The following is a 26153-nucleotide window of genomic DNA, read 5'->3' as shown; positions in this document are numbered from 1 at the left end:
TGTTCCGCCAGCGCGTAACTGGGTACAATCTTGCGCTTTTCCGGCAGCCTCCCTGTTATCGGGCCCTGTGGCACAGTGACATGTTGGCACCGCTGCCGTTCCTGTTTTGACTCCAGTAGTGAACCTAGATGAAGCCTGTTCCTGATCACGCCGTCAACCGCCTGCGGGCCTGGCGCAAGAGTATCTCTACCCGACCGTTTCTTGCCCGTGGCGGCACCCTGGCCCGCTGTCCGGCCTGTCAGCTGCGCGAGGACTGGTGTGCCTGCGAGTGGCGCCCCGAGCTCAAAGCGGAGGCCGGTTTCTGCCTGCTGATGTATGACAGCGAGCCGATGAAGCCCTCCAACACCGGTCGCCTGATCGCCGATGTCTTGCCAGATACCACCTGGGCGTTTCTCTGGTCGCGTACCCAGCCCCATCCCGAGTTGCTGGCCCTGCTGGCCGATCCTGCCTGGCAGCCCTATGTGGTCTTTCCCGCCTGCGAGAAGGAGCCTGCTCGCCTGACCGGTGAGGTGACGCTGGCGCCCGGTAAAAAGCCGCTCTTTATCCTGCTCGACGGCACCTGGCCGGAGGCGCGCAAGATGTTCAACAAGAGCCCCTATCTCGACGGTTTTCCGGTGCTCGCCATCAAGCCTGATGCACTCTCCACCTACGGCATGCGGGTCGCCAACTGCGACGAGCACCTCTGCACCGCCGAAGTGGCGGCCTGCGTGCTGGAAGTGGCGGGGGAGCTCAAGGCGGGGCAGGCACTGCAACACTGGTTCAATCTGTTCAGCAGCCGTTACATGGCCGGTCGGGTCAGTCGTTTCCCCGGTGCCGATGAGGATCATCTGTGTGAGGCGCTGGCGGCCATCAAGGACGCGGACACCGCATCACCGGCGCTGTAGTGGGCCTCTGAGGGCTGGGGCAGGGGCGTGGCAGCTCAAATTAATGAAAATCAGGAATCAATTGTCTGCCACTGTTTCGTTAGATTCATGGTCAGTGGCTCGCTAGGATAGCGGACAGCCTGTGCAGTCCCCTGTACAACCCCGTTTTTGTTATCTCCGGTTGCCCGGCTCTTCGGGCAATTCTCTCTCGTGAGGCCTATGGATGGAATTGGAACTGGTTACCCTGTTTGCCCTGTTCGGTGTGGCGCTCGTCGCCGGCTTTATCGACGCCATCGCCGGTGGCGGCGGTCTGCTGACGGTGCCGGCCTTGCTTGCCACCGGCATACCGCCAGCGCTGGTGCTCGGCACCAACAAGCTGCAGAGTAGTTTCGGCTCCTTCTCCGCCACCTGGTTTTATGGCCGCAAAGGGCTGCTGGAGTGGGCCATGATCTGGCCTGCGGTGATCTGCACCTTTATCGGTGCAGCCATTGGCGCACTGGCGGTGCAGACCATCGACGCCGCCATTCTCGAACGCTTGCTCCCTTTCCTGCTGATGGCTTTTGCCTGCTACTTCTACTTCTCGCCGCGAGTGAGTGATGCCGAGAGCTCCCGCCGTCTCACTCCCATGCTGTTTGCGCTGCTGGTGGGGGGCGGTGTCGGCTTTTATGACGGCTTTTTCGGGCCGGGCACAGGATCGTTTTTTGCCATCGGTTTCGTGGCGCTGGCGGGTTTTGGCATGGCGCGCGCCACCGCTCACACCAAGTTGCTCAACTTCACCTCCAACATCGCCTCCCTGCTGTTCTTTGCTCTAGGTGGCAAGGTGGTGTGGAGCGTCGGTTTCTGCATGGCGTTGGGGCAGTTTATCGGTGCCCGCTTCGGCTCCAAGATGGTGCTCAAACAAGGGGTGAAGCTGATCAAGCCGCTGCTGGTGACCGTCTCTCTGCTGATGTCTGCCAAGCTGGTGTGGAGCCAGTATCCGGAGCTGTTTGCCTGGATCTGAGTTTGCGGCGAGTGCGCGACAACTCTGACCGTTACGGGGCCCTAGGGCCCCGTTGCCGCATCTGGTGAGTTGCGACAGCTAGCGCGGCGTGTCGCTGTAGTGACGAAAGTGTTGGTGCAGGGCGCTCACCAGCCTAGCGATCCGCTCACGCTTGAGGCTGCTCTGCCGATAGACCAGATGCAGGGGGCGCCCCAGTCCGGGCAGTGGACGCGCCATCGCACCCTGTTCTCCTACCAGTGCCAGCAGACCGGCGGGCAACAGCACCGGGCCAATGCCCGCCTTGGCGAGTTCGATGAGTGCCAGATAGGAGTCGAGCTCCATGGCGGGCTCCAGCCCCATCTCTGCTAGTGGTTCGCGCAGATAGCGGTTGGAGGGGTTCTCCAGATCCATGGCGAGGATCTTGCACCTGCTCCCTGCGCTGGCTGGCGGCAGGCTCTGCTGCGCCTCACCCACAGGCTCGCCAACCAGATAGAAGGGCTCTTCCAGCAGCAGATCGGCGCCGAGGCCATGGCCGGGAGGGAGCCGACCGGCGCAGATGCCGAGTAGGGCATCGCCGCTGCGTACCCGCGCCAGAATGACCGGCGTGTGGTGGGTGGAGAGGGCAAGGTGGGGATCGTGCTCCAGATAGTCGCGCATAAAGTGGGCGAGGTAGCCCGCCAACAGGGTTTCGGAGCAGGCGACGGGGAGGGGGCTGTGATCCGCCAGATCCTGGCTATCGGCCAGCACCCCTTTCATTTCGGCCAGACTCGGGGCCACTCGCTCAAGCAGCTCCCTTGCCTGCGGGGTGAGGCGGATCTGACGCCCCTCCGGCTCGATCAGCTTCTTGCCGAGGCGCTGCTCCAGCTGGGCAATCCGCTTGCTTACCGCCGACTGGCTGATATAGAGGCGACTGGCCACCTTGGCCATGGTCCCTTCGCTCGCCAGCAGACTCAGCGTCTCCAGCCCTTCCAGTAACATCTCGCCCCCCTTGTTTATCGCCGTCAGGATCGCCACCGATGGGATCTGCGCTACCTTAGGGGCTGACCGCCTCAGGAGCAAGCGTCGTTTGCTGCCTTGGACTGTCGAATGCGCCATTCGCTTAAGGGCGGCGCGAAGATCACCAGATTGCCGATCAGGCTGATCACCACCCCGGCCACCGAGACCGGCTGCCAGACAAAGCCTTCGTAGAAGGTGGAGAGGGTAAGCGCCACCAGCGGAAAGAGCACGGTGGCGTAGGAGGCCTTGCTGGCACCGATGCGCCCCACCAGCGTCAGGTAGGCGGTAAAGGCGATCACCGAGCCAAACAGGGCGAGATAGACCATGGCCGCCAGATAGTGGCTGTCGGTCGGCACTACCAGTTGCTGCCCGAGCAATGTGACCCAGCCCAGCAACAGCACCACGCCGTAAACCATGCCCCAGGGCACCAGTTGCAGTACGTGGTAGCCGTGGCGCTGGCCCCGGGCCGAGACCAGATTGCCCAGCGAAAAGCAGAGGGTGCCGCCGCAGGCGAGCAGTAGCCCCTTCCAGCCGTTTGCACCCAGTTGCGCATCCGCCAGTACCGGCCAGAACAGCAGCAGGGTACCCAGAAGCCCCAGCATGGAGCCTTGCAGCCAGCGCAGGGTGGGGCGCTTGTTCTCGAACAGCCAGAGGTTGAGACCGTTGAAGATGCTGGCACTGGCAAAGATCACTGCCGACATGCCGCTCGGAATGTAGCGGGTGGCGTGGTAGAAACAGAGAAAGTTGGTGGAAAAGAGCAGGGTGCCAAGCAGCACGGCGTAACGCTGGCCGTGCCAGGGGAGGCGCGGAAAGCGACCGCTGGCAGTGAGCAGGGCAAACAGCGCCACCGCCGCCAGCAGGAAGCGGTAGAGCACCGACACCTCGATGGGAATGGGACCAAGTTGCCAGGCGATGGCAATCCAGGTACTGCCCCAGATAAGCACGGTGGCAAGATAGAGCATCAGGTTCATCACAGTTCCGGTGAGTCAGGGGGAGGGATACCCCACTATGGGGTGAGCCCTGATGGCTGGATTGCACCATCTTGCGGTTTTTCATCGTCACGCGCTGTCATCTACAAGCGCGGTCGGTAAGATGGATGGCGAGCGGGATAACCCGTACACATGACCAGAACAGGCGGCAGGGACGAATGAAAACAGCAGGGGTATTTGATGCACTGGTCAGCACCGGCGCCCGGCTGGAGGACGCCTGCTGGCTCGAACCCGGGCTTGGCGTCGCCAGCTGGCGCAACTGCTATGACCAGACCCGCTATCACAAGCCGGGCCACCACACCCTGAGCGTCTATCTGCAGGGGGGCGAGCAGACCGAGCGACTCGATGGGCCGGGTGGCCACGGCGGCACCGGCAAGGTGTGCATCATGCCGGATCACCACAGATCCGAGTGGCTGGTGCGCGAAGAGTTTCGCTTCTTTCATCTCTACTTCACCCCGGCTCACCTCACCCGTATTGCCGAGGAGGTGTGTGACAAGGAGGGGCGCCACCTGCAACTGGTGGACAAGACCTTTATCGACGATCCGCAGGCGGCCGGGCTGGTGCAGCGTCAGCTGATGCAACTGGAGTGGCAACACGGGGTCGATCGCTTGGCACTCTCCCACGGCGCCTGGATGTTGATCCTCCACGCCTATCGTCACCACACCGAAGAGACTCCCGGTCTGCCGCCCCTGCGCGGCGGATTGGCACCCGTGGTGATCAAACGGGTGCAGGAGTATCTGCAGGCCCATCTGGCCGACTCGGTCACGCTGGCAGAGCTGGCGCAGCAGGCGGGGCTGAGCGAGTATCACTTTGCCCGCATGTTCGGCCAGAGCCTCGGCTGCCCGCCCCACCGCTATCTGCTGGGGCTGCGGCTCAAACGGGCCAAACAACTGCTGGTAGGCCCGGAGCCACTGGCCAGCATCGCCAGTCAGTGCGGCTTCTCTTCCCAGGCCCATTTCGGCAACCGTTTTCGCGAGGCGTTTGGTTTGACACCGGGACAGTGGCGGGCACAATTGTCATCTTCCCGTCACAGATAAGCCTGAGAATTTGGGCAAAAGAGGTGTACTCTCTACCACTTATCCATTGAAAGGAATGCCCATTGAATTATCGCAAACGTCAAATCCGTACCCGTCACCTTTGGTTTAGCCACTGGAATGCCCCGCAAGATCGCACCGCTGTCGTTACCCCTCCCGAACCTGCAGTGCCTCACAGTTCACGTTGAAAAAGCCCCGCCTGCGATAGGATTTTTCCGGTAACTTTGCCACTATGGCCCCATCACAATGATGTGGACATGGCCGGATGTTTCTGGAACGTATTGAAGTCAAAGGTTTTCGTGGTATTAATCGCCTGTCGCTCGGGCTGGATCACACCACTGTGCTGATCGGCGAGAATACCTGGGGTAAATCGAGCCTGCTGCGCGCCCTCTGGTGTCTGCTGGGGCAGGATGCCGAGCCCTATCAGTTCACTGCCGAGGATTTTCACCAACCGGAAGATCCCGAATTGGCCCCGGCGCGCCACTTGCAACTGGTGCTCACCTTCAGTGAGCACAGACCCCAGATGTGTCAGCACTCCCGTCGCCTGGCCCGTCTTTGCCCCTCCTGGGTGCTGCACAAGGACAAATTCCACCGCATTCACTATCGCGCCAGCGCCGAGCTGCAGGCAGATGGCTCTGTGCTCACCATGCACGACTTTCTCGACGGGGTGGGCAAGAGCCTGCCCATTGCCAATGCCCATGAGCTGGTCTGCCTGCTGATCACCATGAACCCGGTGTTCCGGCTGCGGGATGCCCGTAGTGCCCGCAACGGAGTGGAGACCCTGCAGTGGGGAGATCTCTCCGAACATCGCCTGAGCGAGCTGGCGGACAAACTGATCGACGAACCCCAGCGCATCGGCGAGCCGGAGCTCAAGGAGGCGCTGCAGGCGGTGCGCCAGCTGATGGATCACTACTTCAACGCATTGGCCCCCATCAAGAACAAGCCGCGCAGTCAGCGCGACATCATCAATCGTCCCATGACGTTGCGCAATCCGGGCAACCTGCATACCCTGCTGCGCCGCGCCGATAACCGCGCGCTGCAACTGGCGATGGCGGGGATGGCGGCGACCCTGCTGCAGGCGCGGGGTAACCGCGAGCTGGAGGAGGGGGCCCGCCCCATCATGATCCTCGAAGATCCCGAAAGTCGGCTCCATCCGACCATGCTGGCGCTGGCGTGGGGGCTGCTGGAACAGTTGCCGGGCCAGAAGCTGCTCACCACCAACTCGGGGGACTTGCTCTCTTCCCTGCCGCTCAATCAGGTGCGGCGATTGGTGCGCCGTCAGCAGGATATCCTCTGTCACCAGCTGGGGGGCGAGCGCTACAGCAGCGACGATCTGCGCAAGATCGCCTTCCACGTGCGGATCAACCGCCCCATGTCGTTGTTTGCCCGTTGCTGGCTGCTGGTGGAGGGGGAGACCGAGATCTGGCTGCTCTCTGAGCTGGCCCAGATCTGCGGTTACAGTCTGCGGGCAGAAGGGGTGCGGATCATCGAGTTTGCCCAGTGTGGCCAGTCGCCGCTGATCAAGGTGGCGCGGGATTTTGGCATAGAGTGGCACCTGCTGACCGATGGCGACGAGGCGGGGCTCAAGTATGCCGCTTCGGCCCGTGGCCAGCTCAAGGGAGAGCGGGAGCGGGATCGCTTGACCCAGCTTCCTGCTGCCGATATCGAGCACTACCTCTATCACAACGGTTTTGAAGCTGTGTTTCGCCGCGAGGCTGGGGTGGGCGGGCGCGCCATGTGGAGTGCCAGTCACATCATCAACAAGGCGATCCATCACCGTAGCAAGCCGGGGATGGCGCTGGCGGTGGTGGAGGAGGCGGAGCGGCTCGGCGCCGAGCATATTCCGCCGATGATCCGCCAGATGTTTGCCCGGGTGGTGGCGCTGGCCCGCGGTCAGGGCTAACGCCAGCGCCGCACCCCGTCACTATGGACATGGCTGCCAGCAGGGCGCCCTTCAAGGCGCATTGTGCTGGCGGCAATTGCCCACGATCGTTTGTCGCGGTTGGGGATAGCCGCCGGTTTGGGTATACTCGCCCCCTTTCTGGCGCCCCGGTGGCGCACCTCAAATCTTTACCGCTGGAGGCGTCGTGTTCGTCCAACTCCCTTTTTGGCTCTTTCCCCTCACCGGATTGATGGCGCTTGGCGCCCTGATCGCCCTCGGTATCGTGCTGTGGCGCGGTGATATCTGCCCCGGCCAGCGTTCACGGATCAGTCAGCAGCTCTTCTCCATCTGGGTCATTACCGCTCTCTCTCTGATGCTGGCGGTCGAGGCCAAAGCGGCCGGTTGGCTGATCTGGAGTGGTGGTGCGGCACTGGTGCTCGGGATCGGCTTGTCGCTGGCCCAGTCACGGCTGGAGGGCAAGCGTTCAGTCCCCTTAACGCTGCTCTGGCTACCGGCGTTGCCGCTCGCTGTGTATGGCTTCGGGCTGCTGCAACTGCAAGGCTGGGTGAGCGGTCTGCTGCAGATGGCGATGCTGGGGGCGGCCTTTGCCCACCTGATACTGCTGCGGGCCCGTCATCGTCTCAAGGCATTCAACACCCTGTTGCCGCTGGCTGGTCTGGTGGGGGCGATGGCCAGCCTTATCTGGCTGGCGGTGCTGGTGGGTTGGCAAGGAGGTGAGGCCAATCTCGATGCGCTGATCCCGGCTGTGGTGACCCAGGCTGCCCTGCTGGTGGCCTCTCTGCTGCTCTGGTTCAGCCCGCTCTATCTGCAGCGTGATACTGCGCCTGTGGTGGTCTCCACCTCTCTGTGTGGCCTGCTGATCGCCCAGATCGCCGCCACCAGCGTGTTGCACCAGCTGGTCTGATACAGGTGCTGAAAAAAGAGAAAGCCCCGAGCCTTGGCTCGGGGCTTTTGTATATCTGGCTTGCAGGTATCGCAGCCATCCATTACCAACAATCAAGCAGCAATCAGTCAATAGAAGTCGTCGGCGCCGCAGATAAACAGGCAACTGCTGCGCGGCTGGGCGAGATACTCTCGGGTCAGCCCCTCCAGCGGCATGCCAAAGGTGCAGATATCTTGCGGCGAGGGGAGAGCAGTATCGAGGATCCGCCGCCAGTAGCCGCCGACTCCCTTGGGCGGGCTCGGCAGGTTAAAGGTGAGGGGCTCCCAGTAGGCGTTGAACAACACATAGAGCGCCAGCTTGGTTTCGCTCGACAGCGCCGACATGGCGATGGCGTGGGAGTGGGGGCTGAAATCCGGTTGCCCGGCGTTGACCCCGTGCCAGCAGATCTCGCTATGACGCAGGATCTCGGTGAGCGACAGCGGCATACTCTCCTGATCCGGGCGCTGGAACAGGCGTTTGCGGTACTGGATCAGCGCCTTCATGAAGCGGAACATCTCCTGACTGCGGGCATTGGGCAGCCAGTTCATCCAGCAGGTGGCGTTGTCCTGACAGTAGCCGTTGTTGTTGCCCCGCTGGGTGCGCAGCAGCTCATCGCCCATCAGCAGCATGGGGGAGCCCACCGAGAGCAGGGTCGCCACCATCATGTTTTTGGCCTGGCGAATGCGCAGGGCGTTGATCTGGGGAACTTCCGTTACCCCTTCGTGGCCGTGGTTCCAGCTGAAGTTGTGATCGCAGCCGTCACGGTTCTCCTCCCCGTTGGCCTCGTTGTGCTTGCTGTTGTAACTGGCCCAGTCCCACAGGGTAAAACCGTCGTGGCAGGTAACGAAGTTGATGCTCTTCTCGGGATCGGCGTGGTGATAGTGGTAGATGTCGGGACTACCGCACAGCCGCTCGACAAAGGCGGTGACGCTGTTGTCATCCCCGCGCAGGAAGCGGCGCACATCATCCCGGAACTGGCCGTTCCACTCACGCCAGCGGGCGCCGGCGAGCGACCCGACCTGATAGAGCCCCCCCGCATCCCAGGCTTCGGCAATCAGCTTGATGTCGGCGATGTTGGGGTCGGTATCTATGGTGCGTAGAGTGGGGGCATTGGCCTGCGGCTGGCCCGATTCATCCCGCGACAGAATGGCCGCCAGATCAAACCGAAAGCCATCGACGTGCATCTCCTGACGCCAGAAGTGGAGGCTGTCCATGATCATCCGCAGCACCACCGGATGGGCGCCATTGAAGGTGTTGCCGCAGCCCGAATAGTTGGTGTCCTTCTGGTTGTTGTCGAGGATGTAGTAGGCCTCGTTGTCGATGCTGCGAAACGAGAAGGTGGGGCCATCATCGCCCCCTTCGGCGGTGTGGTTGTAAACCACGTCCAGGATCACCTCGATATTGGCCTTGTGCAGCGCTTTGACCATGTCGCGGAATTCGGTCAGCGGATCATCGCCGCAGGCGTATTGGGCGTGGGGGGCGAAAAAGGACATGGGGCTGTAACCCCAGTAGTTGGAGAGCCCCTTTGGCGCATCCTGGGGATCGAACTGGAACACCGGCAGCAGCTCGACGGCGGTGACACCGAGGGATTGCAGATAGGGGATCTTCTCAATCAGCCCGAGATAGGTGCCGCGCAGCGCCGGATCGACCCCGGAGCTGGGGGACTTGGTGAAGCCCCCCAGATGCAGCTCGTAGATCACCGATCGGGAGAGGGAGTGTGCGGGCAGTTTGTCTCCTTCCCAATCGTAGTGGCGAGTATCGACCACCTTGCTCTTGGCGCAGCAGGCCAGGTTGCTGCCTGGCCGAGCCGCCGCCCATCGATCGTAATTGGCGCCAAGCTCGATGCTGCGGCCGTAAGGGTCGAGCAACACCTTCTCGGCATCGAAGCGGGTGCCGCCGTATGGGCGCCACGGGCCCTGAATGCGATAGGCGTAACGCTGACCGACAGGCAGCCCCTCAATATAGATATGCCAGTAGTAGGCGGTGCGGTTGAGGCGCGGGGAGAGGAGGATCACCTCGGGGGTCGCATCTTCTGCGCTAGCGAAGAGCAGCAGTTCGACCCGGCTGGCGAGGTGTGCCCAGATCGCGAAGTTGACGCCGTTACTGTCGGGTGTGGCCCCCAACTGACGGCAGTGACCGGAGGAGATGCGCATATTTTACCTACCCAACATGAGGCGTGTTCACCTTATTGAGTGTAGTGTCGGAGGCTCTGCAAGGACTCGATTGCCTGAAAAAACAGCATGATGCTGCTAATGGCCGCACTCTTTGTCCGATTAATCTACGAATAAACTTTTTTTGAGATATTTACTTGCAATCTGTGCGCTGGCGCCTATTATTGGCCACCTCAGACGCGGGGTGGAGCAGCCCGGTAGCTCGTCGGGCTCATAACCCGAAGGTCGTCAGTTCAAATCTGGCCCCCGCAACCATCTGAGATCCTGACCAGTCAAACCGGTGTAACCGGTTTGTGGAAAAGGAGAAATCGAATTGGCTACTGCTCGGCCATTTCGATAAAAATTCGGACGCGGGGTGGAGCAGCTCGGTAGCTCGTCGGGCTCATAACCCGAAGGTCGTCGGTTCAAATCCGGCCCCCGCAACCAACTTTTTCGTCGGCCTGCGATTGTGTAAACAGTCGAAGGCAGACAAACGCCACCAAGCTACTGCTCGGCTTGAGGGTGACAATTCGGACGCGGGGTGGAGCAGCTCGGTAGCTCGTCGGGCTCATAACCCGAAGGTCGTCGGTTCAAATCCGGCCCCCGCAACCAACTTTTTCGTCGGCCTGCGATGGCGTAAACAATCGAAAGCAGACAAACGCCACCAAGCTACTGCTCGGCTTGAGGGTGACAATTCGGACGCGGGGTGGAGCAGCTCGGTAGCTCGTCGGGCTCATAACCCGAAGGTCGTCGGTTCAAATCCGGCCCCCGCAACCAACTTTTTCGTCGGCCTGCGATTGTGTAAACAGTCGAAAGCAGACAAATGCCATCAAGCAACTGCTCGGCTTGAGGGTGACAATTCGGACGCGGGGTGGAGCAGCTCGGTAGCTCGTCGGGCTCATAACCCGAAGGTCGTCGGTTCAAATCCGGCCCCCGCAACCAACATTTTCGTCAGCATGGGATTGTGTAAACAGTCGAAAGCAGACAAATGCCATCAATCTACTGCTCGGCTTGGTGGTGACAATTCGGACGCGGGGTGGAGCAGCTCGGTAGCTCGTCGGGCTCATAACCCGAAGGTCGTCGGTTCAAATCCGGCCCCCGCAACCAACTTTTTCGTCGGCCTGCGATGGTGTAAACAATCGAAAGCAGACAAACGCCACCAAGCTACTGCTCGGCTTGAGGGTGACAATTCGGACGCGGGGTGGAGCAGCTCGGTAGCTCGTCGGGCTCATAACCCGAAGGTCGTCGGTTCAAATCCGGCCCCCGCAACCAACATTTTGAACATCCCCTTCTTGCATTGCCAATCTCTTGTTCGTTGAACAATCCTTCTTGATGCTCGTCACTATCTGGTGATTGCTGCTATTTCTGACGCTTTTTCAAGACCAAAACTGGTCGCATCAACCATTTGTTGGGTATCATCAGGTATCTCTTTATGGATGAGGCGCGCGCCTGTGATCACTCCCTTCACCTATCTTCCTCCTGCTATTGAAAGCCGGGATGCCACGCTGGCTGAAGCCCTTGCCCAAGGGCTGCCGTTGCAACTGCTGCTGATCGCCGAAGAGCAGAAGGAGTCCTTGCTTTCGCTGCCCGCCCTTGCGGGTGTCAAGACCCAGCTTGCGCTGGGGAAAAAAGCACCCTTTACCCTGATGCATGGCAATACCCTGTTGCAGGTGGTGTTTGTGGCTGGCAGTGTGACGCGGGATCACCGTCTCTATAAACAGGTTCGAGGCTGGATCGATCCTCTCTCGGGGCTCAATGTGGAGCGGTTCGGGCTGCATCTGGAAGGTTTTTCCCCCTCCGAGCGGGTGATGCTGGCCGAACTGCTGTTGTCGGCTTTGCTTGCCGCCAATATTTCGTTGCCCACCAGCAAGCGCCGCAGCGAAAGCAGCTGGAGCTATCAGCAGATCAAGGTCTCACCCGCGGTGGTACTGGACTTGGCGCGCCTCTATAGCGAGGCGGGGGGCAACGGGCTGGCTCGCCATCTGGCGGTGTTGCCTGCCTCCGAGCTGACGGCCGCCAGCTATCGCGAGTTTGTCAGCCAACTGGCGCAAGATGAGGGGTGGCAGTGCCATCACTATGATCAGGCTCAGCTGGCCGAGTTGGGGGCGGGGGCGTTTTTGGCGGTCGCCCGTGGCTCGGAAGACAATCAGGGGGCCATGGTCAAGCTCAGCTATTATCCGCCCAAGCCGGTGCGCCGCATTGCGCTGGTGGGCAAGGGGATCTGCCACGACTCTGGCGGTTACAACCTCAAGGTCTCCGGCAGCATGTATGGCATGCATCTCGACATGGGGGGCAGCGCGGTGGCGCTGGGCACCCTCTACGCCATCAGCCGAGCCCAGCTGCCCTACGAGGTTCATTGCTGGTTGGCCATTGCCGAGAACCATATCGGTCCTCACGCCTATCGTCCCGGCGAGGTGGTGACTGCCATCAATGGCACCTCCATCGAGGTGGTCGATACCGATGCGGAGGGACGCATGGTACTGGCCGACACCTTGGCGATGGCGGTGCAGGATACCCCGGATCTGCTGCTCGATTACGCCACCCTGACCGGAGCCTGCAAACGGGCGCTGGGTAGCCGCTACAGCGGCGTCTTTACCAACCGCAGCGAATGGATGACATCACTGGTCAATCTGGGTCAGCGCAGCGGTGAGCGGATCTGGCCCTTCCCGCTTGATGACGATTACGACGACAACATCGAGAGCGAGTGGGCCGATCTGTTGCAGTGTGCGCCGGGCAGTTCGCCGGATCATATCGATGCGGCCCGTTTCCTCGCCCACTTCGTGCCTGAGCAGACCCCCTGGCTGCACTTCGATCTGAGCGGTTTTCGCAACAAGGGGGGCAATGGGGTGGTCTCCAGCGAAGTAACCGGCTTTGGCGTGCGTCTCACGCTGGATCTGCTGGCCAGCCCGCTTGGTAGAGTTGGTCGCCAAGTATCTGAATAATCTGAATGATAACAAGGAGTTCTGTGAAACAACCAAGCTATGACTGGGTGCTGTTCGATTTGGATGAAACCCTGCTCGATTTTCCGGTCGCCTCAGCGCTGATGCACACCCTGCAGATCTATGGCGTTCAGGCTGATGACGCCAGCATGGCGCAGTATCACGCCCTCAACCACGGCCTGTGGCAGCAGTACAACGACGGCGAGATCGATGCAACAGCGTTGCAGCAGACCCGCTTCTCCCTCTTTGCCCGGCAGGTTGCCGCCGATCCCATGGCGATGAACAACACCTTTCTGGAGCAGATTATTGCCCTGAGCATGCCCCTCGAAGGGGTGGTCGAGACCCTGCAGCAGCTGCGCAGCAAGGTGCGGATGGGGATCATCACCAATGGTTTTAGCGTGCCCCAGCGGGGGCGGCTCGGCAAACTGGGCTGGAACGAGTGGTTCGAGCCCCTGGTGATCTCCGACGAGATCCGGGTGACCAAGCCGGCGCCTGCTATTTTCCAGCACACCTTATCTCTGATGGGACAGCCAGATCCTGCGCGGGTGCTGATGGTGGGGGATAATCCGAAAACCGATATTGCCGGGGCGGCGGCGCAGGGGCTGGCAACCTGCTGGTACAACCCGGCGCGGCAAGCGGGCGAGTGCGATGCCACCCACGAGATCCACCACTTCGCCCACCTTGCCGACATTGTGCTGGGGCGCTGATAGGCACAGATGGCCGGATCGTCTCGGCAAATCGCAATAAGAGTGTTTGGGACAAAACAAGGGTTTTGCCTGAGACAGCAAGGGGAGCAGATGCTCCCCTTTCTTATGGTGCGCAGGGCACGGCGCGTTGCGCGTCAGCGCGACCGAGGCGGCAAGGTCTATATCGCCAGAAACCCGAGGATCAGGATAGGGCCGAGCAGGCTCAGGATAAAGCCGGAGACGATGGCCACCGGTACCACCTGAATGCCGCCGGATTTCTGGATGACCGGCAGGGTGAAGTCGAGGGCTGTGGCGCCGCCGTAACCGATGGCGGCCGAGGGGTGGCGACGCATCAAGACCGGGATGATCAGGATGGCGATAAGCTCGCGGCCCAGATCGTTGATAAAGGCGGCAGAACCCAGCACCGGCCCCAGTTTGTCGGCCACCAGAATGCCCGACAGGGAATACCAGCCGAAGCTGGAGCTCAGGGCCAACCCGTGGCTCAGGGGCATGCCGAGCAGCTGGGCGGCCAGCAGGCTGCCAAGCCAGCTGCTGATGATGACGGTGAAGGCGATCTTCATCCCCCAGGGATTGAGCAGGATCTGGCGCAGCCGCATGCCGGAGTTGCGCATCTGCACCCCGATAAGAAACAGCAGCAGCATCAGCGCCCACTCGCTCCATTTGTCGATGGGTAGGGCGCGCAGATCCATCAGCAGCCCGAGCAGCACACCGCCGAGCACCACAAAGCAGAGCTGCAGGGATTCCCACAACAGGTGCAGTTTGCTCGGCATCTTGGCATCGCTCGCCTCGTGGGTCGGCGGTGTGCGCTGGTCGAGCCACCAGAGAGCCAGCAGGTTGCAGATGGTGATCGCCGCCAGCATCACCCCGGCGACCTTGAAGATCACCGCCAGATTGCTGCCCAGGTTTTCCACATAGGCTAGTCCGAGCCCCATCAGAAACAGAATGAGGTAGACCATTTTGCCCAGACTCTGGTTGACCAGCGTGAGCAGTCGGGCAGAGGTGAGGGGAACCAGATAGCCGATTGCCAGTGGCAACAGGATCAGCAACACATTGAGCAACATCGAGGCCTCGATCACAAAAACTGATAAAAATACCACATTATCATTACTTCTTGGCTCTGTGTCATATATCTCGCGCTTGCATGGCCGAAAACAGCCCTTTTTTGAGGCGGTTGTTACTTTTTTGCCACAAGCTGTCTGTCTGTTAAGGTTCTGTGCGAGCCAGAGTGAACCAATGAAATCAAGTTGATCCGCTCGAGTAGCCGACCTTTCGCTCTGCAAGCGATGTGAATAAAGCTGTTTTTCTGCCAGTTTGGCATGTATCACGCTTTTCTCTTGCCACTAATATGATTGGGGTATAAAAAGGCGGTATCGGAACAGCCATTAAAGCGGCTGTTTATGCAAATAAAGTGCTGAAAATTACGCAAAGGGCGAATGAAAATAGAGCGAATCCCCTGAAGACCCTCGTTCTGTATTGTTTTTTCATTAACCGAGTGATATTTTCGCTGAAGGTTGCCATCGGTTAACTTTTTGTTAAATGGACGATGGTTGAGTCACGCCCACTGCGGCGTCTAGGGACAGACAAGGTTGTAATGGATGAGCGACGTTGCCGCACTGGAAGTACGTGATCTGCACAAATATTTTGGCACCCACGAAGTGCTCAAGGGCATCGATATGACCGCCCACAAGGGCGATGTGATCTCCCTTATCGGCTCCTCCGGCTCGGGGAAGTCGACCTTTCTTCGCTGTATCAATCTGCTCGAAACCCCCTCATCTGGCACCGTCTCGCTCCATGGCGAGCTGATTGCCATGAAAACCAACCGGGCCGGTGAACGGCAGCCACAAGATATGCGTCAGGTGGAGCGGATCCGCAGTCGGCTGGCCATGGTATTTCAAAGTTTCAACCTCTGGTCACACATGACCATCATGCAGAACATCATCGAAGTGCCGATCCAGGTGCTCAAGGTGCCCCGTGCCGAGGCGATTGCCAGAGCCGAGCATCTGCTCAACCGGGTCGGGTTGTGGGAGCGGCGCGACTACTATCCCGGCCATCTTTCAGGTGGTCAGCAGCAGCGGGCCGCCATTGCCCGAGCGCTGGCGGTGGAGCCCGAGGTGATGCTGTTTGACGAACCTACCTCGGCGCTGGATCCCGAGCTGGTGGGGGAGGTGCTCGGCCTGATGCGCGAGCTGGCTGAAGAGGGGCGCACCATGCTGGTGGTGACCCACGAGATGTCGTTTGCCCGGGATGTATCGAACAAGGTGATGTTTCTGCATCAGGGGCGGGTGGAAGAGGAGGGCAACCCCAAGGAGATTTTCGCCCATCCCAAATCCGAGCGGTTCAAGCAATTCATCTCTTCCATCTACTGATGGCGGGATGCCTGGTTACCCAATCAACTGTTTTATCAAGGAGAGATACATGAACAAGCTGATGCTGGCGACTGCCGTAGTCACTGCCCTCGCGTCTGGTAGCCTGATGGCCAAGGAGTGGAAAGAGGTACGGATCGGGGTTGAGGGTGCCTATCCCCCCTTCTCCTGGACCGAGCCCAGTGGCGAGGTGAAAGGCTTTGATATCGACATCGCCAAGGCCCTGTGCGAAGAGATGAAAGTGAAGTGCACACTGGTCAAGCAGGACTGGGACGGCATCATCCCGGCGCTGCTGTCGCGCAAGTTTGACGCCATCATCGCCACCATGGACATCACAGAAGAGCGCAAGAAGAAGGTGGACTTCACTCAGAAGTACCAGCACATTCCGGCCCGCTTCGCCGCCAAGAAGGGCACTGACGTGCAGCTCGACAAAGCCTTTATGGAAGGCAAGTCTGTCGCGGTGCAGCGTGCGACCTCCATGGATACCTTTATTACCGACAACTTCCCGAACGCCACCATCAAGCGTTACGGTACGGCCGATGAAGCCTATCTCGATCTGAAATCCGGGCGGGTGGACTATGTGCTGGCCGACTCTGCCGCCATCACCGATGGTCTGCTGAAGAAGGAAGGGGGCGATGCCTACGAGTTCGTTGGCCCGAAACTGACCGATCCCAAGTGGTTTGGCGAGGGTGCCGGTATTGCGGTGCGCAAGGCTGACAAGGATCTGAAAGAGAAATTCAATGCTGCCATTCTGGCGCTGCGCGCTAACGGCAAGTACAAGGAAATCAACGACAAGTACTTTGAGTTCGACGTTTACGGCGAGTAAAGGCAGTTCCCTCTCCCTTTGGGAGAGGGCAGGGTGAGGGGGCTTGTGACGTTTTTCTTAACGACAAGTAACAAGCCGATCGGCTCACCTCGCCAGTAGTCCCGGGGCCCGTGTTCTCTGTGTGGAGCAATGGGCCCTATTAATTGTAATGGAGCTGCCCATGTTTGATTTGAAAGGATACGAAGCCTCGCTACTGGAGGGCGCCTGGGTCACCCTGGAAGTGGCGCTGGCCTCCCTGCTGCTGGCGTTGCTGCTGGGGATGCTGGGGGCGTTGGCTAAACTCTCTCCCTACAAGTGGGCCCGCGCCATCGCCACCGGCTATACCACCATCATTCGCGGCATCCCCGATCTGGTGCTGATGATGCTGCTCTTCTTTGGCGGCCAGGTGCTGATCAACGGCATCTGCACCTGGGTCAACGAGACTTACAACAGCTGGTTACTGGAGAGTAATCCCAATCAGGAGTGGGTCTCCCTGCTTCCGGACTATATCGACATCAGCCCCTTTGTGGCCGGTGTCGCGACCATCGGTTTTATCTTCGGCGCCTACATGACCGAGACCTTTCGCGGCGCCATTCTGGCGGTGGACAAAGGTGAGCTGGAGGCCGCACGGGCTTTTGGCATGCGGGCAACCCAGGTGTTTGTGCGGATCCTCTTCCCCCAGATGATGCGCCACGCTTTGCCGGGGTTTGGCAACAACTGGCTGGTGCTGCTGAAAACCACCGCGCTGGTCTCCATCATCGGCCTTGATGACATGGTGCGCAAAGCCTCGTTGGCGGCGGGCTCGACCCAGCAACCCTTCACCTTCTACATGGCGGTGGCGCTGATCTTCCTGATCTTCACCGCAGTCTCCACCTCGGCGCTCAAGTGGGCCGAGCGTCACTACGCCATCAAAACGAGGTAAGCCATGGATTTCTCAATCATTCTCAAAGAGTGGCCCACCTACTGGGAGGGTCTCTACACCACGGTCTGGCTGGTGGCTCTCTCCCTGCTGCTTGGCCTGATGATCGCGATTCCCCTGGGCATTTTGCGCAATAGCCGCAACTGGCTGATCAAGGGGCCGATCTGGGCCTACATCTACTTCTTTCGCGGCACTCCGCTGCTGGTGCAGCTCTTTATCATCTACTACGGCGCTGCCCAATGGGAGTGGCTGAAGAACAGTGCTGCCTGGTCGCTCTTCTCCGAGGCCTGGTTCTGCGCGCTGCTGGCTTTCACCCTCAACACCGGCGCCTATACCGCTGAGATCGTGCGCGGAGCGGTGCACAACATGCCGCGTGGCCAGATTGAGGCGGCCAACGCCTTTGGCATGACCCGCTGGCAGACCCTGACCCGGATCATTCTGCCCAACTCGTTTCGCCGGGCGCTGCCTGCCTACAGCAACGAGGTGATCTTCATGCTGCAAGGCTCGGCGGTGGCGGGCATCATCACCATCGTCGATCTGACCGGCGCGGCGCGGATCATCAACTCCCGCTACTACAGTCCGTTCGAGGCCTTTTTGACCGCGGGGCTGCTCTATATGCTGCTCACCTTTGTCATCGTCTGGCTGTTCAAGAAGTGGGAAGCGCGCTGGCACGCTCACCTGCGCCCGCGCAATGTGTAAGGTGTGATCTGCCAAGATGAGCGAAAATGGCCCCGCCTGTTGCAGGCGGGGCCATTTTTTATTTTCATCCTCTGTCCGCCCGGTTTGCCAAATGGCGGACGAGCAGGGAGAATGCAGCACTCCCGAGCGCCGCCAGCCGTTGGTTGCGTGCCTTATCCCCCAGTTCCCGAGGTTTTATGTACCGGATATTGTTTGAGCATCCCGCTTTCCTGGTTATCGACAAGCAGCCCGGCATCGGCATGCATGACGAGAAGGGCGACGGTGAGTCGGTCAATCCCGGGCTGGTCAATTGCGTGAAGGCCGATACGGGTCTTACCCTCTATCCGGTACACCGGCTCGACAAGATGACCTCCGGTCTGGTGCTGCTGGCCCGCACCACGGAGGCGAACCGCGAACTGAGCATGGCCTTTGCGGCCCGTGAGGTGAGCAAGCAGTATCTGGCGCTCTCCGATCGCAAACCCAAGAAGAAGCAGGGTTGGGTGAAGGGGGATATGCAAAAGGGGCGCGGCGGCAGCTGGCTGCTGGCGCGCACGCTGGAAAACCCCGCCATCAGCTGGTTCGATTCGGTCTCGGTGCGCGAGGGGCTGCGGCTCTATCGCATCAAGCCCCAGACCGGCAAGACCCACCAGATCCGGGTTGCCCTCAAAAGCATCGGCGCCCCCATTCTCGGGGATGAGCGCTATGGCGGCACGCCAGCCGAGCGAGGCTATCTGCACGCCTGGCGGCTCAGCTTTACCCTGGCGGGCGAGCCATTCGACTTTGTCTGCCCGCCCGATGTGGGGAGTGAATTTGTCACTCCCGAGCTCACGGCAGCCATCGCAGCCCTTGCGCCCTGATGCTTATGCGCCCAGCGTCTGACACCATTATCCATTCAGCGAAAGAGCGTGATCCTGACGGACGTGCACCGCGGTGGATCCTGGCCGACTTTGACGACACCCTGGCCCCCGGCGACAGCCACGCCGGTCTGCTGCGCTATATCCTGCGCCGCCGGATCTGGCCGCTGCTGCTGTTGCCGGTGATTGCGCTAGGTGGAGTGGTCTATCTTGTTCCCAGCCAGCGGCGGCGCGGTATCTCCCTTATCTGGTGGGCCATCACCCTCGGGCTCTCTCCTCTCGGTTGGCGCAAGCTGGTGCGTGCCTATTGCCGCACCAGGCCGGGGCTGTATCGTCAGGCGCGCGATCTGCTGCAACGTGAGGGGGCGCGCTGCTGGGTGATCTCTGCCAGTCCCTGCGCGCTGGTGCGAGCCCAGCTCTATCAGCAACTGCCCGGCCAGTTGCCCCACCGGATCATTGGCTCGCAGATGCACTACCGCCTTGGTGGCCTGATGCCGCACTTTTATTGTCACGGTCAGCACAAGCTGCTGCCGGAGATCTGCGCCCTCGATACCGAGCTGGCTCTGAGCGACAGCCTGCACGATCTGCCGCTGCTGGGGTTGGGGAAAGAGGCGTGGTTGATCAATCCGACGACAACACGACTGCAAAAAGCCCGGGCCCGCTTGCCCCATCTGATGGTTAAGAACTGGCAGCTGTAAGCCAAAGCTGACAGCTGCACGGGTCGTCATAGTTTGATCCGCAAGGCTGCGGCTTTGTTGTCACAATTCATTTACATCCTTTTGCTGCCAGCTGCGAAAAACTATCTGCATTCCGCCTCTTTTCTTCCTGCTACGCCCTGCCTCTAATGAAACAAGTTGTTAACACTTGCTGCGCCACTGGGTGCTGCAATCCGTTTTAACCGAATCAAGAGCAAGGAGCGCCCGATGAATGCCACCTCTTCCGCCACCCACACCATCAATCCGTTAGGCATTAATCCGTTAGGAACGGACGGTTTCGAGTTTGTCGAGTACACGGCCCCCGATGCCAATGGGATTGCCGCTCTCAAGAGCCTATTTGTCTCGCTGGGGTTTGCCGAGGTTGCCAAGCACAAACACAAGCAGTGCTGGCTCTACCGGCAGGGGGATATCAACTTTGTGGTCAATGCCGAGCCTCACTCCCAGGCGGAGCAGTTTGCCAGCCTGCACGGGCCGAGCGTTTGCGGCATGGCATTTCGGGTGAGCGATGCGGGCAAGGCCCAGCAGTTCGCCATCGCCAAAGGGGCCAAGCCCTTTGTCGGCAAGATTGGCCCGATGGAGCTCAATATTCCCGCCATCTACGGTATTGGCGAGAGCACCCTCTCCTTTGTCGACCGCTATGGCGACAAGGGCTCCATCTATGACGTGGATTTTGTCTTCTACCCCGACTGGCAGGCCCGGATGGCGGAGGTAGATGCCGGTCTTATGGAGATCGATCACCTGACCCACAACGTCCATCGCGGCAATATGGATGTCTGGTCCAACTTCTACGAGCGGATCGGCAACTTCCGTGAAATTCGCTACTTCGATATCGAGGGCAAGCTGACCGGGCTGCATTCGCGCGCCATGACCGCCCCCTGCGGCAAGATCCGCATCCCCATCAACGAGTCGGCGGATGACAAGTCCCAGATCGAGGAGTATCTGCGCCAGTACAAGGGGGAGGGGATCCAGCACATCGCCATGGCCTCCAGCGATATCTACCAGACCATCCGCACCCTGCGCAGCCGCGGTACCGGCTTTATGCCGACCCCGGATACCTACTATGAGAAGGTGAACAGCCGGGTCGAGGGGCATCAGGAGGATCTGGCTGCCCTCAAAGATCTGCGCATCCTCATCGACGGCTCCCCCACCAAGGATGGCATCCTGTTGCAGATCTTCACCGATACCGTGATTGGCCCGGTCTTCTTCGAGATCATCCAGCGCAAGGGCAACGAAGGGTTTGGTGAGGGCAATTTCAAGGCACTGTTTGAATCGATCGAGCTGGACCAGATCCGCCGCGGCGTGCTGGATGGCGGCGAGGATGAGAAGGGTGCCCGCAAAGAGGGAGAGAGCGATGCGTAACTGGATTAACTTCCCCCATAGGGAGGGGACCCACTCCCGGCAGGCCCATGCCGATCTGCCCGAACAGGCCATCTATGAGCGCGAGTTGGGTCGCAGCGGCTTTTTCGGCCCCGCCACCCACATGCACCACAAGCATGCCCCCACTGACTGGCGCAGTTGGGAAGGGCCGCTGCGGCCACGGCTGTTTGACCTCAATGCCCTGCAGGAGGAGGTGAGTTCCCTCTCTCCCTGGGTGGCTCCCGATATTCTCAGCAACCCCCACTGCCGCTATCGCATCTGGCGGCTCTCCGAGGCGATGCCGTTTCTGGTGCGCAATGCCGATGGCGACGAGCTGCTCTTTATCCACGAGGGGAGCGGCGAGTTCTTCTGCGACTACGGCCACCTGACCCTGCGCGATGGCGACTATGTGGTGATCCCCCGTGGCACCATGTGGCGTATCGAGCCGACGGCGCCCCTGTTCATCCTGATGATCGAGGCGACCAACGACAGCTACCAGTTGCCGGACAAGGGGCTGGTGGGCAATCACGCCATCTTCGACCCGGCGGCGCTGGATGTGCCCGCCATCAACGAGCGCTTTTTGGCCCAGCAGGATGAGAATCCCTGGTCGCTGCAGGTGAAACGCCACGATCAGGTGTCGGTCATCACCTGGCCGTTCAACCCGCTGGATGCGCAAGGGTGGCACGGCGACTTGTGCGTGGTGCGCCTCAACTGGCGGGATATCCGCCCGCTGATGAGCCACCGCTACCATCTGCCGCCGTCGGCTCATTCGACCTTTGTGGCGAGCCGCTTCGTGATTTGTACCTTCGTGCCGCGCCCCATCGAGAGCGATCCCGGCGCCCTCAAGGTGCCCTTCTATCACAGCAATGACGATTACGATGAGGTGCTCTTTTACCACGCCGGGGATTTCTTTAGCCGGGACAATATCGAGCGGGGCATGGTCACCTTCCATCCCGCCGGATTCACCCACGGCCCCCATCCCAAGGCGTTTGCGGCAGGGCAGGCCTATGCCAAGAAGTTCACCGACGAGGTGGCGGTGATGCTCGATACCCGCGATGCGCTGAACGTCAGCAGCCTGTGCGAAGGGATCGAGAACACCCGGTATGTCTTCAGCTGGCAGCGCCCGGACGCGGCTGCCGGCAAATAAGGAATCGCTTATGAAATTGGCAACATTGAACAATGGCAAGCGCGATGGCGCTTTGGTGGTAGTGAGCCGGGATCTGACCCGGGCGGTGCGGGTGAGCGAGATTGCCCCGACCCTGCAGGCCGCCCTCGACGAGTGGGCCGAGGTTGCCCCCAGGCTTGAGGCTGTCTATCAGCAGCTTAACGAGGGCCACGCGGCCGAGGTATTCCCCTTTGACGAAGCGTCTTGCCTCTCTCCGCTGCCGCGCGCCTATCAGTGGGCCGATGGCAGCGCCTACGTCAACCATGTGGAGCTGGTGCGCAAGGCGCGCGGCGCCGAGATGCCGGAGAGCTTCTGGCACGATCCGCTGATGTATCAGGGGGGCTCCGACAGCTTTTTGGCTCCCCGCGGGCCGATTGTCATGGGTTCGGAAGAGTGGGGGATTGATTTCGAGTCGGAGGTAGCCATCATCACCGACGATGTGCCGATGGGGGTGAGCCCGCAGGGGGCCGCCAGCCACGTCAAATTGCTGATGCTGGTCAACGATGTGAGCCTGCGCAACCTGATCCCGGGGGAGCTTGCCAAGGGCTTTGGCTTCTTCCAGTCCAAACCGTCCAGCGGCTTCTCGCCGGTGGCCATCACCCCGGAAGAGCTCGGCGATGACTGGCGCGATGGCAAGGTGCTGCTGCCCCTGCGCACCCATCTGAACGGCGCCCTGTTTGGTGCACCGGATGCCGGGGTGGATATGACCTTCAGCTTCTTCGAACTGATTGCCCACGCCGCCAAGACCCGTCCCCTTGGTGCCGGTTGCATCATCGGCTCGGGCACCGTCTCCAACTACGATCGCAGCGCCGGTTCATCCTGCATCGCCGAGCGCCGCATGCTGGAGATTCTTGATTGTGATCAAGCTACAACCCCCTATTTGCAGTTTGGTGATAGAGTGTCGATCGCGATGGAGGATCGCTCTGGCCAAAACCTGTTTGGCACCATCTCTCAACAGGTGGTATCAGCGAGCGGTCAGGGAGGTTGATGGCCAGCGCCGGTTGGCGGCAAACCTATTCGGGATATGTCCGGATCACGACGAGCCCTCAACCGGTGCCGGATACACAAGGAGGCAGGTGGCGAGCACCTGCCGGGCTTCGGGCTCAGATAAGATGCAGGGACAGATTATGTTGCAGTTGTTTGGCTATTGGCGTTCGTCGGCAAGTTTTCGGGTGCGGATCGTGTTGCAGCTCAAGGGGCTCGCCTATGAGCAGCATCCCATCAATTTGCGGCAAGGCGAGCAGAGCGAGAAGGCCTATCGCCGGATCAACCCGCAAGGGCTGGTGCCGTTTCTGGTGGATGGCGATCTGCAGATCGGTCAGTCCGTTGCCATCATGGAGTACCTTGACGAAACCTATCCCGCCTACTCCCTGATGCCCTCTTCCCCCGACGCGCGGGCCCGGGTGCGCCAGATCGTCAACATGATCGCCTGCGACATTCACCCGCTCAACAATCTGCGGGTGCTGGGCTATCTGGAAGAGCACTTCAGGGCCAACGAGGAGCAGGAGGCCCGCTGGTATCGCCACTGGATTGACGAGACCTTCACCGCCCTCGAACAGCTGTTGATGACTACCGCCGGTGTCTACTGTGTTGGCAACGAAGTGACCCTGGCCGACTGCATGCTGGTGCCCCAGGTCTACAACGCCCGCCGCTACGACATGACGCTGGACGATTACCCCACTATCCGCCGCATCGTCGCCAACTGCGAACAGTTGCAAGCCTTTATCAAGGCCGCCCCTGCCAGTCAGCCAGACGCGCAGTGATCATCGGCCGGCAGGAAGATGGCGTTGATCAGATCTGCATCCAGTCCGCGGATCTGCTGCTGTTAATAGCGATCACTATGGCGTAACCAGTGCTGAGGGTTGAGCGGATGCACAGAGGCGCATCCCTCACAGTTCGTGGGCGTGGAATCCCTTGCGATAGCGGGTTTCGCAGCGCGGGCAGCGTTGCAGGGTCGGATCCTGTTCCAGCTGCGCAATGGAGAGCGGCTCTTCACAATCGGAGCAGAGTCCGTAGAGGCCAAGATCCATCTGGCAAAGTGCCGCGTCGATCCGCTTGAGGCGGGCCACACTCGGCGCTACCTTTGGCAGATCCAGCCGGCTGATCAGTTCCACCAGTTGATCCTGCTCGCAGTGGCCAGCCTGCTCGGCCCACTCGTCACGGCGACAGGCTTTGAGCTGTTCGATCAGCGTTTCTTGTACTTGAGCCCAGTCGGACAGCAGGCGATTACGCCAGACAGTCAACTGTGCTTGCGTCATTTCACACACATTATCCCCCACAGGACAGACGACAGGCGGGCAGTATAAGCAACCGATAAGTTTATCAAGATGATATGCGTCAAGTTAAAGGTGGTTAGCTGTGGTTTTTGGCCGCTTGCAGCAGGGCATCGCGTATGGGATCTGTCTCTTTGAGTACCCGGATCTCCTGAAACAGCAGGTCTGCTTCCGAATATTCCCGCTTGAGATAGCTGAACCACTGCTTGATGCGGCTGGGGTAGTAGTCGGCCTTTTCGCTGGCCAAGTCCTGCTCGGTGTAGCTCACCATCAACTGCAGCACCTCGGCCCAGCTCATATGGGCACAGCCGGTTTTCATCACGTTGGCCAGATTGGGCAGGGAAATGGCGCCGCGCCCCACCATCAGGGAGTCGCAGCCGGAGACGCTGGCACAGGTCAGTGCATCCTGATGATCCCAGATCTCGCCGTTGGCGGTGACCGGGATAGGCAGGGCGCGGCGAATGGCGTCCACGTACTCCCAGTGGGCGGGGGCCTTGTACCCTTCTCGTTTGGTGCGGGCATGAACGGCCAGCTCGTTGGCGCCCCCCTGAAAGACCGCCTGAGCGTTCTCCAGATAGAGATCCTTGTCATCGTAACCGAGGCGAATTTTGGCGCTCACCGGCAGATGGGCGGGCACAGCCTCGCGCACCGCCTTGACGATGCGGTAGATGGTCTCGGGCTCTTTGAGCAGCACTGCGCCGCCCTTGCTCTTGTTGACCGTGGGGGCGGGGCAGCCGAAGTTGAGATCGACCCCGGGGGAGCCCAGTTCAATGGCGCGCATGGCGTTCTCGGCCAGCCACTCGGGGTGTTGCCCCAGCAGTTGCACCCGCACCGGAGTGCCGGCACGGGTCTTGCCATCTTGCAGCAGTTCAGGGCAGAGGCGGTAGAACACCTTGGCGGGCAGCAGCTGATCGACGACCCGGATAAACTCGCTCACGCAGAGATCGTAATCATTGACGGAGGTGAGAACCTCCCGCATCAGGTGATCCAGTACCCCCTGCATGGGGGCCAACATAACGCGCATAACGGCTTTCCGACGAGAGTGGGGAGAAAAAAGAGCGCAGATTGTAGTGGGGTTGCGCCCCGCTGTCAGCACCCGCTCAAACTCTGTTAGGCTAGAGGGAGATAAATCACACAAGGAGAAGGAATGAAGCGTTGGTGTCTGATGGCGCTCGGGTGGCTGGCATTTGCCACCGGTATCGTGGGCATTGTGTTGCCGTTGCTGCCAACTACCCCCTTCATGTTGCTGGCCGCCGCCCTGTTTGCCCGCTCGTCGCCGCGTTTTCATCGCTGGTTGCTGACCCATCCCTGGTTCGGTCCACCCATCGTCGATTGGCAGCAGTATCGTGGCATTCGTCGTCAGGCCAGACGGCGCGCCATTCTCTTCATTTTGCTCACTTTCTCGGTGTCGCTTGCGGTGGTGCCACTGCTGTGGGTCAAGGGGCTGCTGGTTGTCATAATGGTGATCCTGCTCACCTGGTTAATGCGCCTGCCGGTGCTGGAGCCAGTTGCAATGGTGAAGTGAAGTCCCTAAGCTATTGC

At 60.4% G+C, this 26153-nt stretch carries 24 protein-coding genes and 7 tRNA genes; 25 read left to right on the top strand and 6 right to left on the bottom strand.

Annotated features, from left to right (window positions below; all coding sequences use genetic code 11):
* Positions 1-128: 128 nt before the first annotated feature.
* The gene (locus tag NMD14_11220) at positions 129-884 is read left to right on the top strand and encodes a DTW domain-containing protein (GenBank protein XEI31372.1); all 756 of its coding nucleotides are present in this window, start codon (positions 129-131) and stop codon (positions 882-884) included.
* A gap of 202 nt (positions 885-1086) precedes the next feature.
* On the top strand, positions 1087-1863 hold the full coding sequence (locus NMD14_11215; protein XEI31371.1) for a TSUP family transporter: 777 nt from the start codon (positions 1087-1089) through the stop codon (positions 1861-1863).
* Between the two features lie 78 nt (positions 1864-1941).
* On the opposite strand, the gene NMD14_11210 is transcribed toward NMD14_11215, so the two are convergent.
* Entirely contained in the window at positions 1942-2820 is an 879-nt protein-coding gene (locus NMD14_11210; GenBank protein XEI31370.1) for a LysR family transcriptional regulator, read from the bottom strand.
* Positions 2821-2891: 71 nt separating this feature from the next.
* Entirely contained in the window at positions 2892-3809 is a 918-nt protein-coding gene (locus NMD14_11205) for a DMT family transporter (GenBank protein ID XEI31369.1), read from the bottom strand.
* Between the two features lie 176 nt (positions 3810-3985).
* Here NMD14_11205 and NMD14_11200 point away from each other — a divergent pair, with 176 nt between their 5' ends.
* From NMD14_11200 to NMD14_11190, 3 genes are all read left to right on the top strand, one after another.
* Positions 3986-4864, top strand: a complete 879-nt coding sequence (locus tag NMD14_11200; GenBank protein ID XEI31368.1) for an AraC family transcriptional regulator — start codon at positions 3986-3988, stop codon at positions 4862-4864.
* 262 nt (positions 4865-5126) lie between these two features.
* Entirely contained in the window at positions 5127-6764 is a 1638-nt protein-coding gene (locus NMD14_11195) for an ATP-dependent endonuclease (GenBank protein XEI31367.1), read from the top strand.
* Positions 6765-6948: 184 nt separating this feature from the next.
* The gene (locus NMD14_11190) at positions 6949-7668 is read left to right on the top strand and encodes a hypothetical protein (protein XEI31366.1); all 720 of its coding nucleotides are present in this window, start codon (positions 6949-6951) and stop codon (positions 7666-7668) included.
* Between the two features lie 107 nt (positions 7669-7775).
* Here the strand turns inward: NMD14_11190 and glgX are convergent, their stop codons facing one another.
* The gene (gene glgX, locus NMD14_11185; protein ID XEI31365.1) at positions 7776-9839 is read right to left on the bottom strand and encodes a glycogen debranching protein GlgX; all 2064 of its coding nucleotides are present in this window, start codon (positions 9837-9839) and stop codon (positions 7776-7778) included.
* A 196-nt stretch (positions 9840-10035) separates the two neighbouring features.
* Between glgX and NMD14_11180 the strand changes: the two genes are divergently transcribed.
* The 9 genes from NMD14_11180 (at position 10036) to yjjG (ending at position 13482) form a co-directional block, all read left to right on the top strand.
* Positions 10036-10112, top strand: a tRNA-Met gene (locus NMD14_11180).
* A gap of 94 nt (positions 10113-10206) precedes the next feature.
* Positions 10207-10283, top strand: a tRNA-Met gene (locus tag NMD14_11175).
* Positions 10284-10371: 88 nt separating this feature from the next.
* Positions 10372-10448, top strand: a tRNA-Met gene (locus NMD14_11170).
* 88 nt (positions 10449-10536) lie between these two features.
* A tRNA-Met gene (locus NMD14_11165) sits at positions 10537-10613 on the top strand.
* A gap of 88 nt (positions 10614-10701) precedes the next feature.
* Positions 10702-10778, top strand: a tRNA-Met gene (locus tag NMD14_11160).
* An 88-nt stretch (positions 10779-10866) separates the two neighbouring features.
* Positions 10867-10943, top strand: a tRNA-Met gene (locus NMD14_11155).
* Positions 10944-11031: 88 nt separating this feature from the next.
* Positions 11032-11108 (top strand) — tRNA-Met (locus NMD14_11150).
* 179 nt (positions 11109-11287) lie between these two features.
* Positions 11288-12778 (top strand): leucyl aminopeptidase family protein, encoded by a 1491-nt coding sequence (locus NMD14_11145; protein XEI31364.1) that lies wholly within the window; start codon positions 11288-11290, stop codon positions 12776-12778.
* Positions 12779-12801: 23 nt separating this feature from the next.
* Positions 12802-13482 carry a pyrimidine 5'-nucleotidase gene (yjjG, locus tag NMD14_11140; protein XEI31363.1) on the top strand — a complete coding sequence of 227 codons (681 nt, stop codon included), beginning with the start codon at positions 12802-12804 and terminating at the stop codon, positions 13480-13482.
* Between the two features lie 158 nt (positions 13483-13640).
* Here yjjG and NMD14_11135 read toward each other — a convergent pair whose 3' ends face one another.
* Positions 13641-14543, bottom strand: a complete 903-nt coding sequence (locus NMD14_11135; protein XEI31362.1) for a lysine exporter LysO family protein — start codon at positions 14541-14543, stop codon at positions 13641-13643.
* Positions 14544-15077: 534 nt separating this feature from the next.
* Between NMD14_11135 and NMD14_11130 the strand changes: the two genes are divergently transcribed.
* The 10 genes from NMD14_11130 to maiA all read left to right on the top strand — a co-directional run bounded on the left by NMD14_11130 (position 15078) and on the right by maiA (position 24101).
* Entirely contained in the window at positions 15078-15848 is a 771-nt protein-coding gene (locus NMD14_11130; protein XEI31361.1) for an ABC transporter ATP-binding protein, read from the top strand.
* Between the two features lie 49 nt (positions 15849-15897).
* Positions 15898-16671: an ABC transporter substrate-binding protein gene (locus tag NMD14_11125; GenBank protein XEI31360.1), complete on the top strand. Its 774-nt coding sequence runs from the start codon at positions 15898-15900 to the stop codon at positions 16669-16671.
* A gap of 160 nt (positions 16672-16831) precedes the next feature.
* The gene (locus tag NMD14_11120) at positions 16832-17572 is read left to right on the top strand and encodes an ABC transporter permease (GenBank protein ID XEI31359.1); all 741 of its coding nucleotides are present in this window, start codon (positions 16832-16834) and stop codon (positions 17570-17572) included.
* 3 nt (positions 17573-17575) lie between these two features.
* On the top strand, positions 17576-18268 hold the full coding sequence (locus tag NMD14_11115) for an ABC transporter permease (GenBank protein ID XEI31358.1): 693 nt from the start codon (positions 17576-17578) through the stop codon (positions 18266-18268).
* Between the two features lie 176 nt (positions 18269-18444).
* Positions 18445-19104, top strand: coding sequence for a TIGR01621 family pseudouridine synthase (locus NMD14_11110; protein ID XEI31357.1), 660 nt, complete (start codon positions 18445-18447; stop codon positions 19102-19104).
* Positions 19104-19799, top strand: coding sequence for a haloacid dehalogenase-like hydrolase (locus NMD14_11105; GenBank protein ID XEI31356.1), 696 nt, complete (start codon positions 19104-19106; stop codon positions 19797-19799). Before NMD14_11110 ends, NMD14_11105 begins: the two co-directional genes overlap by 1 nt.
* Positions 19800-20024: 225 nt before the next feature.
* Positions 20025-21176: a 4-hydroxyphenylpyruvate dioxygenase gene (hppD, locus tag NMD14_11100; GenBank protein XEI31355.1), complete on the top strand. Its 1152-nt coding sequence runs from the start codon at positions 20025-20027 to the stop codon at positions 21174-21176.
* Positions 21169-22320, top strand: a complete 1152-nt coding sequence (locus NMD14_11095) for a homogentisate 1,2-dioxygenase (protein ID XEI31354.1) — start codon at positions 21169-21171, stop codon at positions 22318-22320. Before hppD ends, NMD14_11095 begins: the two co-directional genes overlap by 8 nt.
* Positions 22321-22330: 10 nt before the next feature.
* Positions 22331-23326, top strand: coding sequence for a fumarylacetoacetate hydrolase family protein (locus NMD14_11090; GenBank protein XEI31353.1), 996 nt, complete (start codon positions 22331-22333; stop codon positions 23324-23326).
* Between the two features lie 139 nt (positions 23327-23465).
* Positions 23466-24101: a maleylacetoacetate isomerase gene (maiA, locus tag NMD14_11085; protein XEI31352.1), complete on the top strand. Its 636-nt coding sequence runs from the start codon at positions 23466-23468 to the stop codon at positions 24099-24101.
* A gap of 126 nt (positions 24102-24227) precedes the next feature.
* Here the strand turns inward: maiA and NMD14_11080 are convergent, their stop codons facing one another.
* Positions 24228-24596: a conjugal transfer protein TraR gene (locus tag NMD14_11080; protein ID XEI31351.1), complete on the bottom strand. Its 369-nt coding sequence runs from the start codon at positions 24594-24596 to the stop codon at positions 24228-24230.
* Between the two features lie 94 nt (positions 24597-24690).
* Entirely contained in the window at positions 24691-25635 is a 945-nt protein-coding gene (gene dusC, locus NMD14_11075; protein ID XEI31350.1) for a tRNA dihydrouridine(16) synthase DusC, read from the bottom strand.
* A gap of 123 nt (positions 25636-25758) precedes the next feature.
* On the opposite strand from dusC, the gene NMD14_11070 reads away from it, so the two are divergent.
* A complete protein-coding gene (locus NMD14_11070) occupies positions 25759-26136 on the top strand; it encodes a YbaN family protein (protein ID XEI31349.1) in 378 nt (125 codons plus the stop codon).
* Positions 26137-26153 lie beyond the last annotated feature (17 nt).

This window comes from Aeromonas veronii (genome assembly GCA_041319085.1).
Classification (GTDB): Bacteria; Pseudomonadota; Gammaproteobacteria; order Enterobacterales; family Aeromonadaceae; genus Aeromonas; species Aeromonas veronii_F.
Note: the sequence above shows the minus strand (reverse complement) of the source record. Positions and strands in the feature narration are given on the sequence as shown.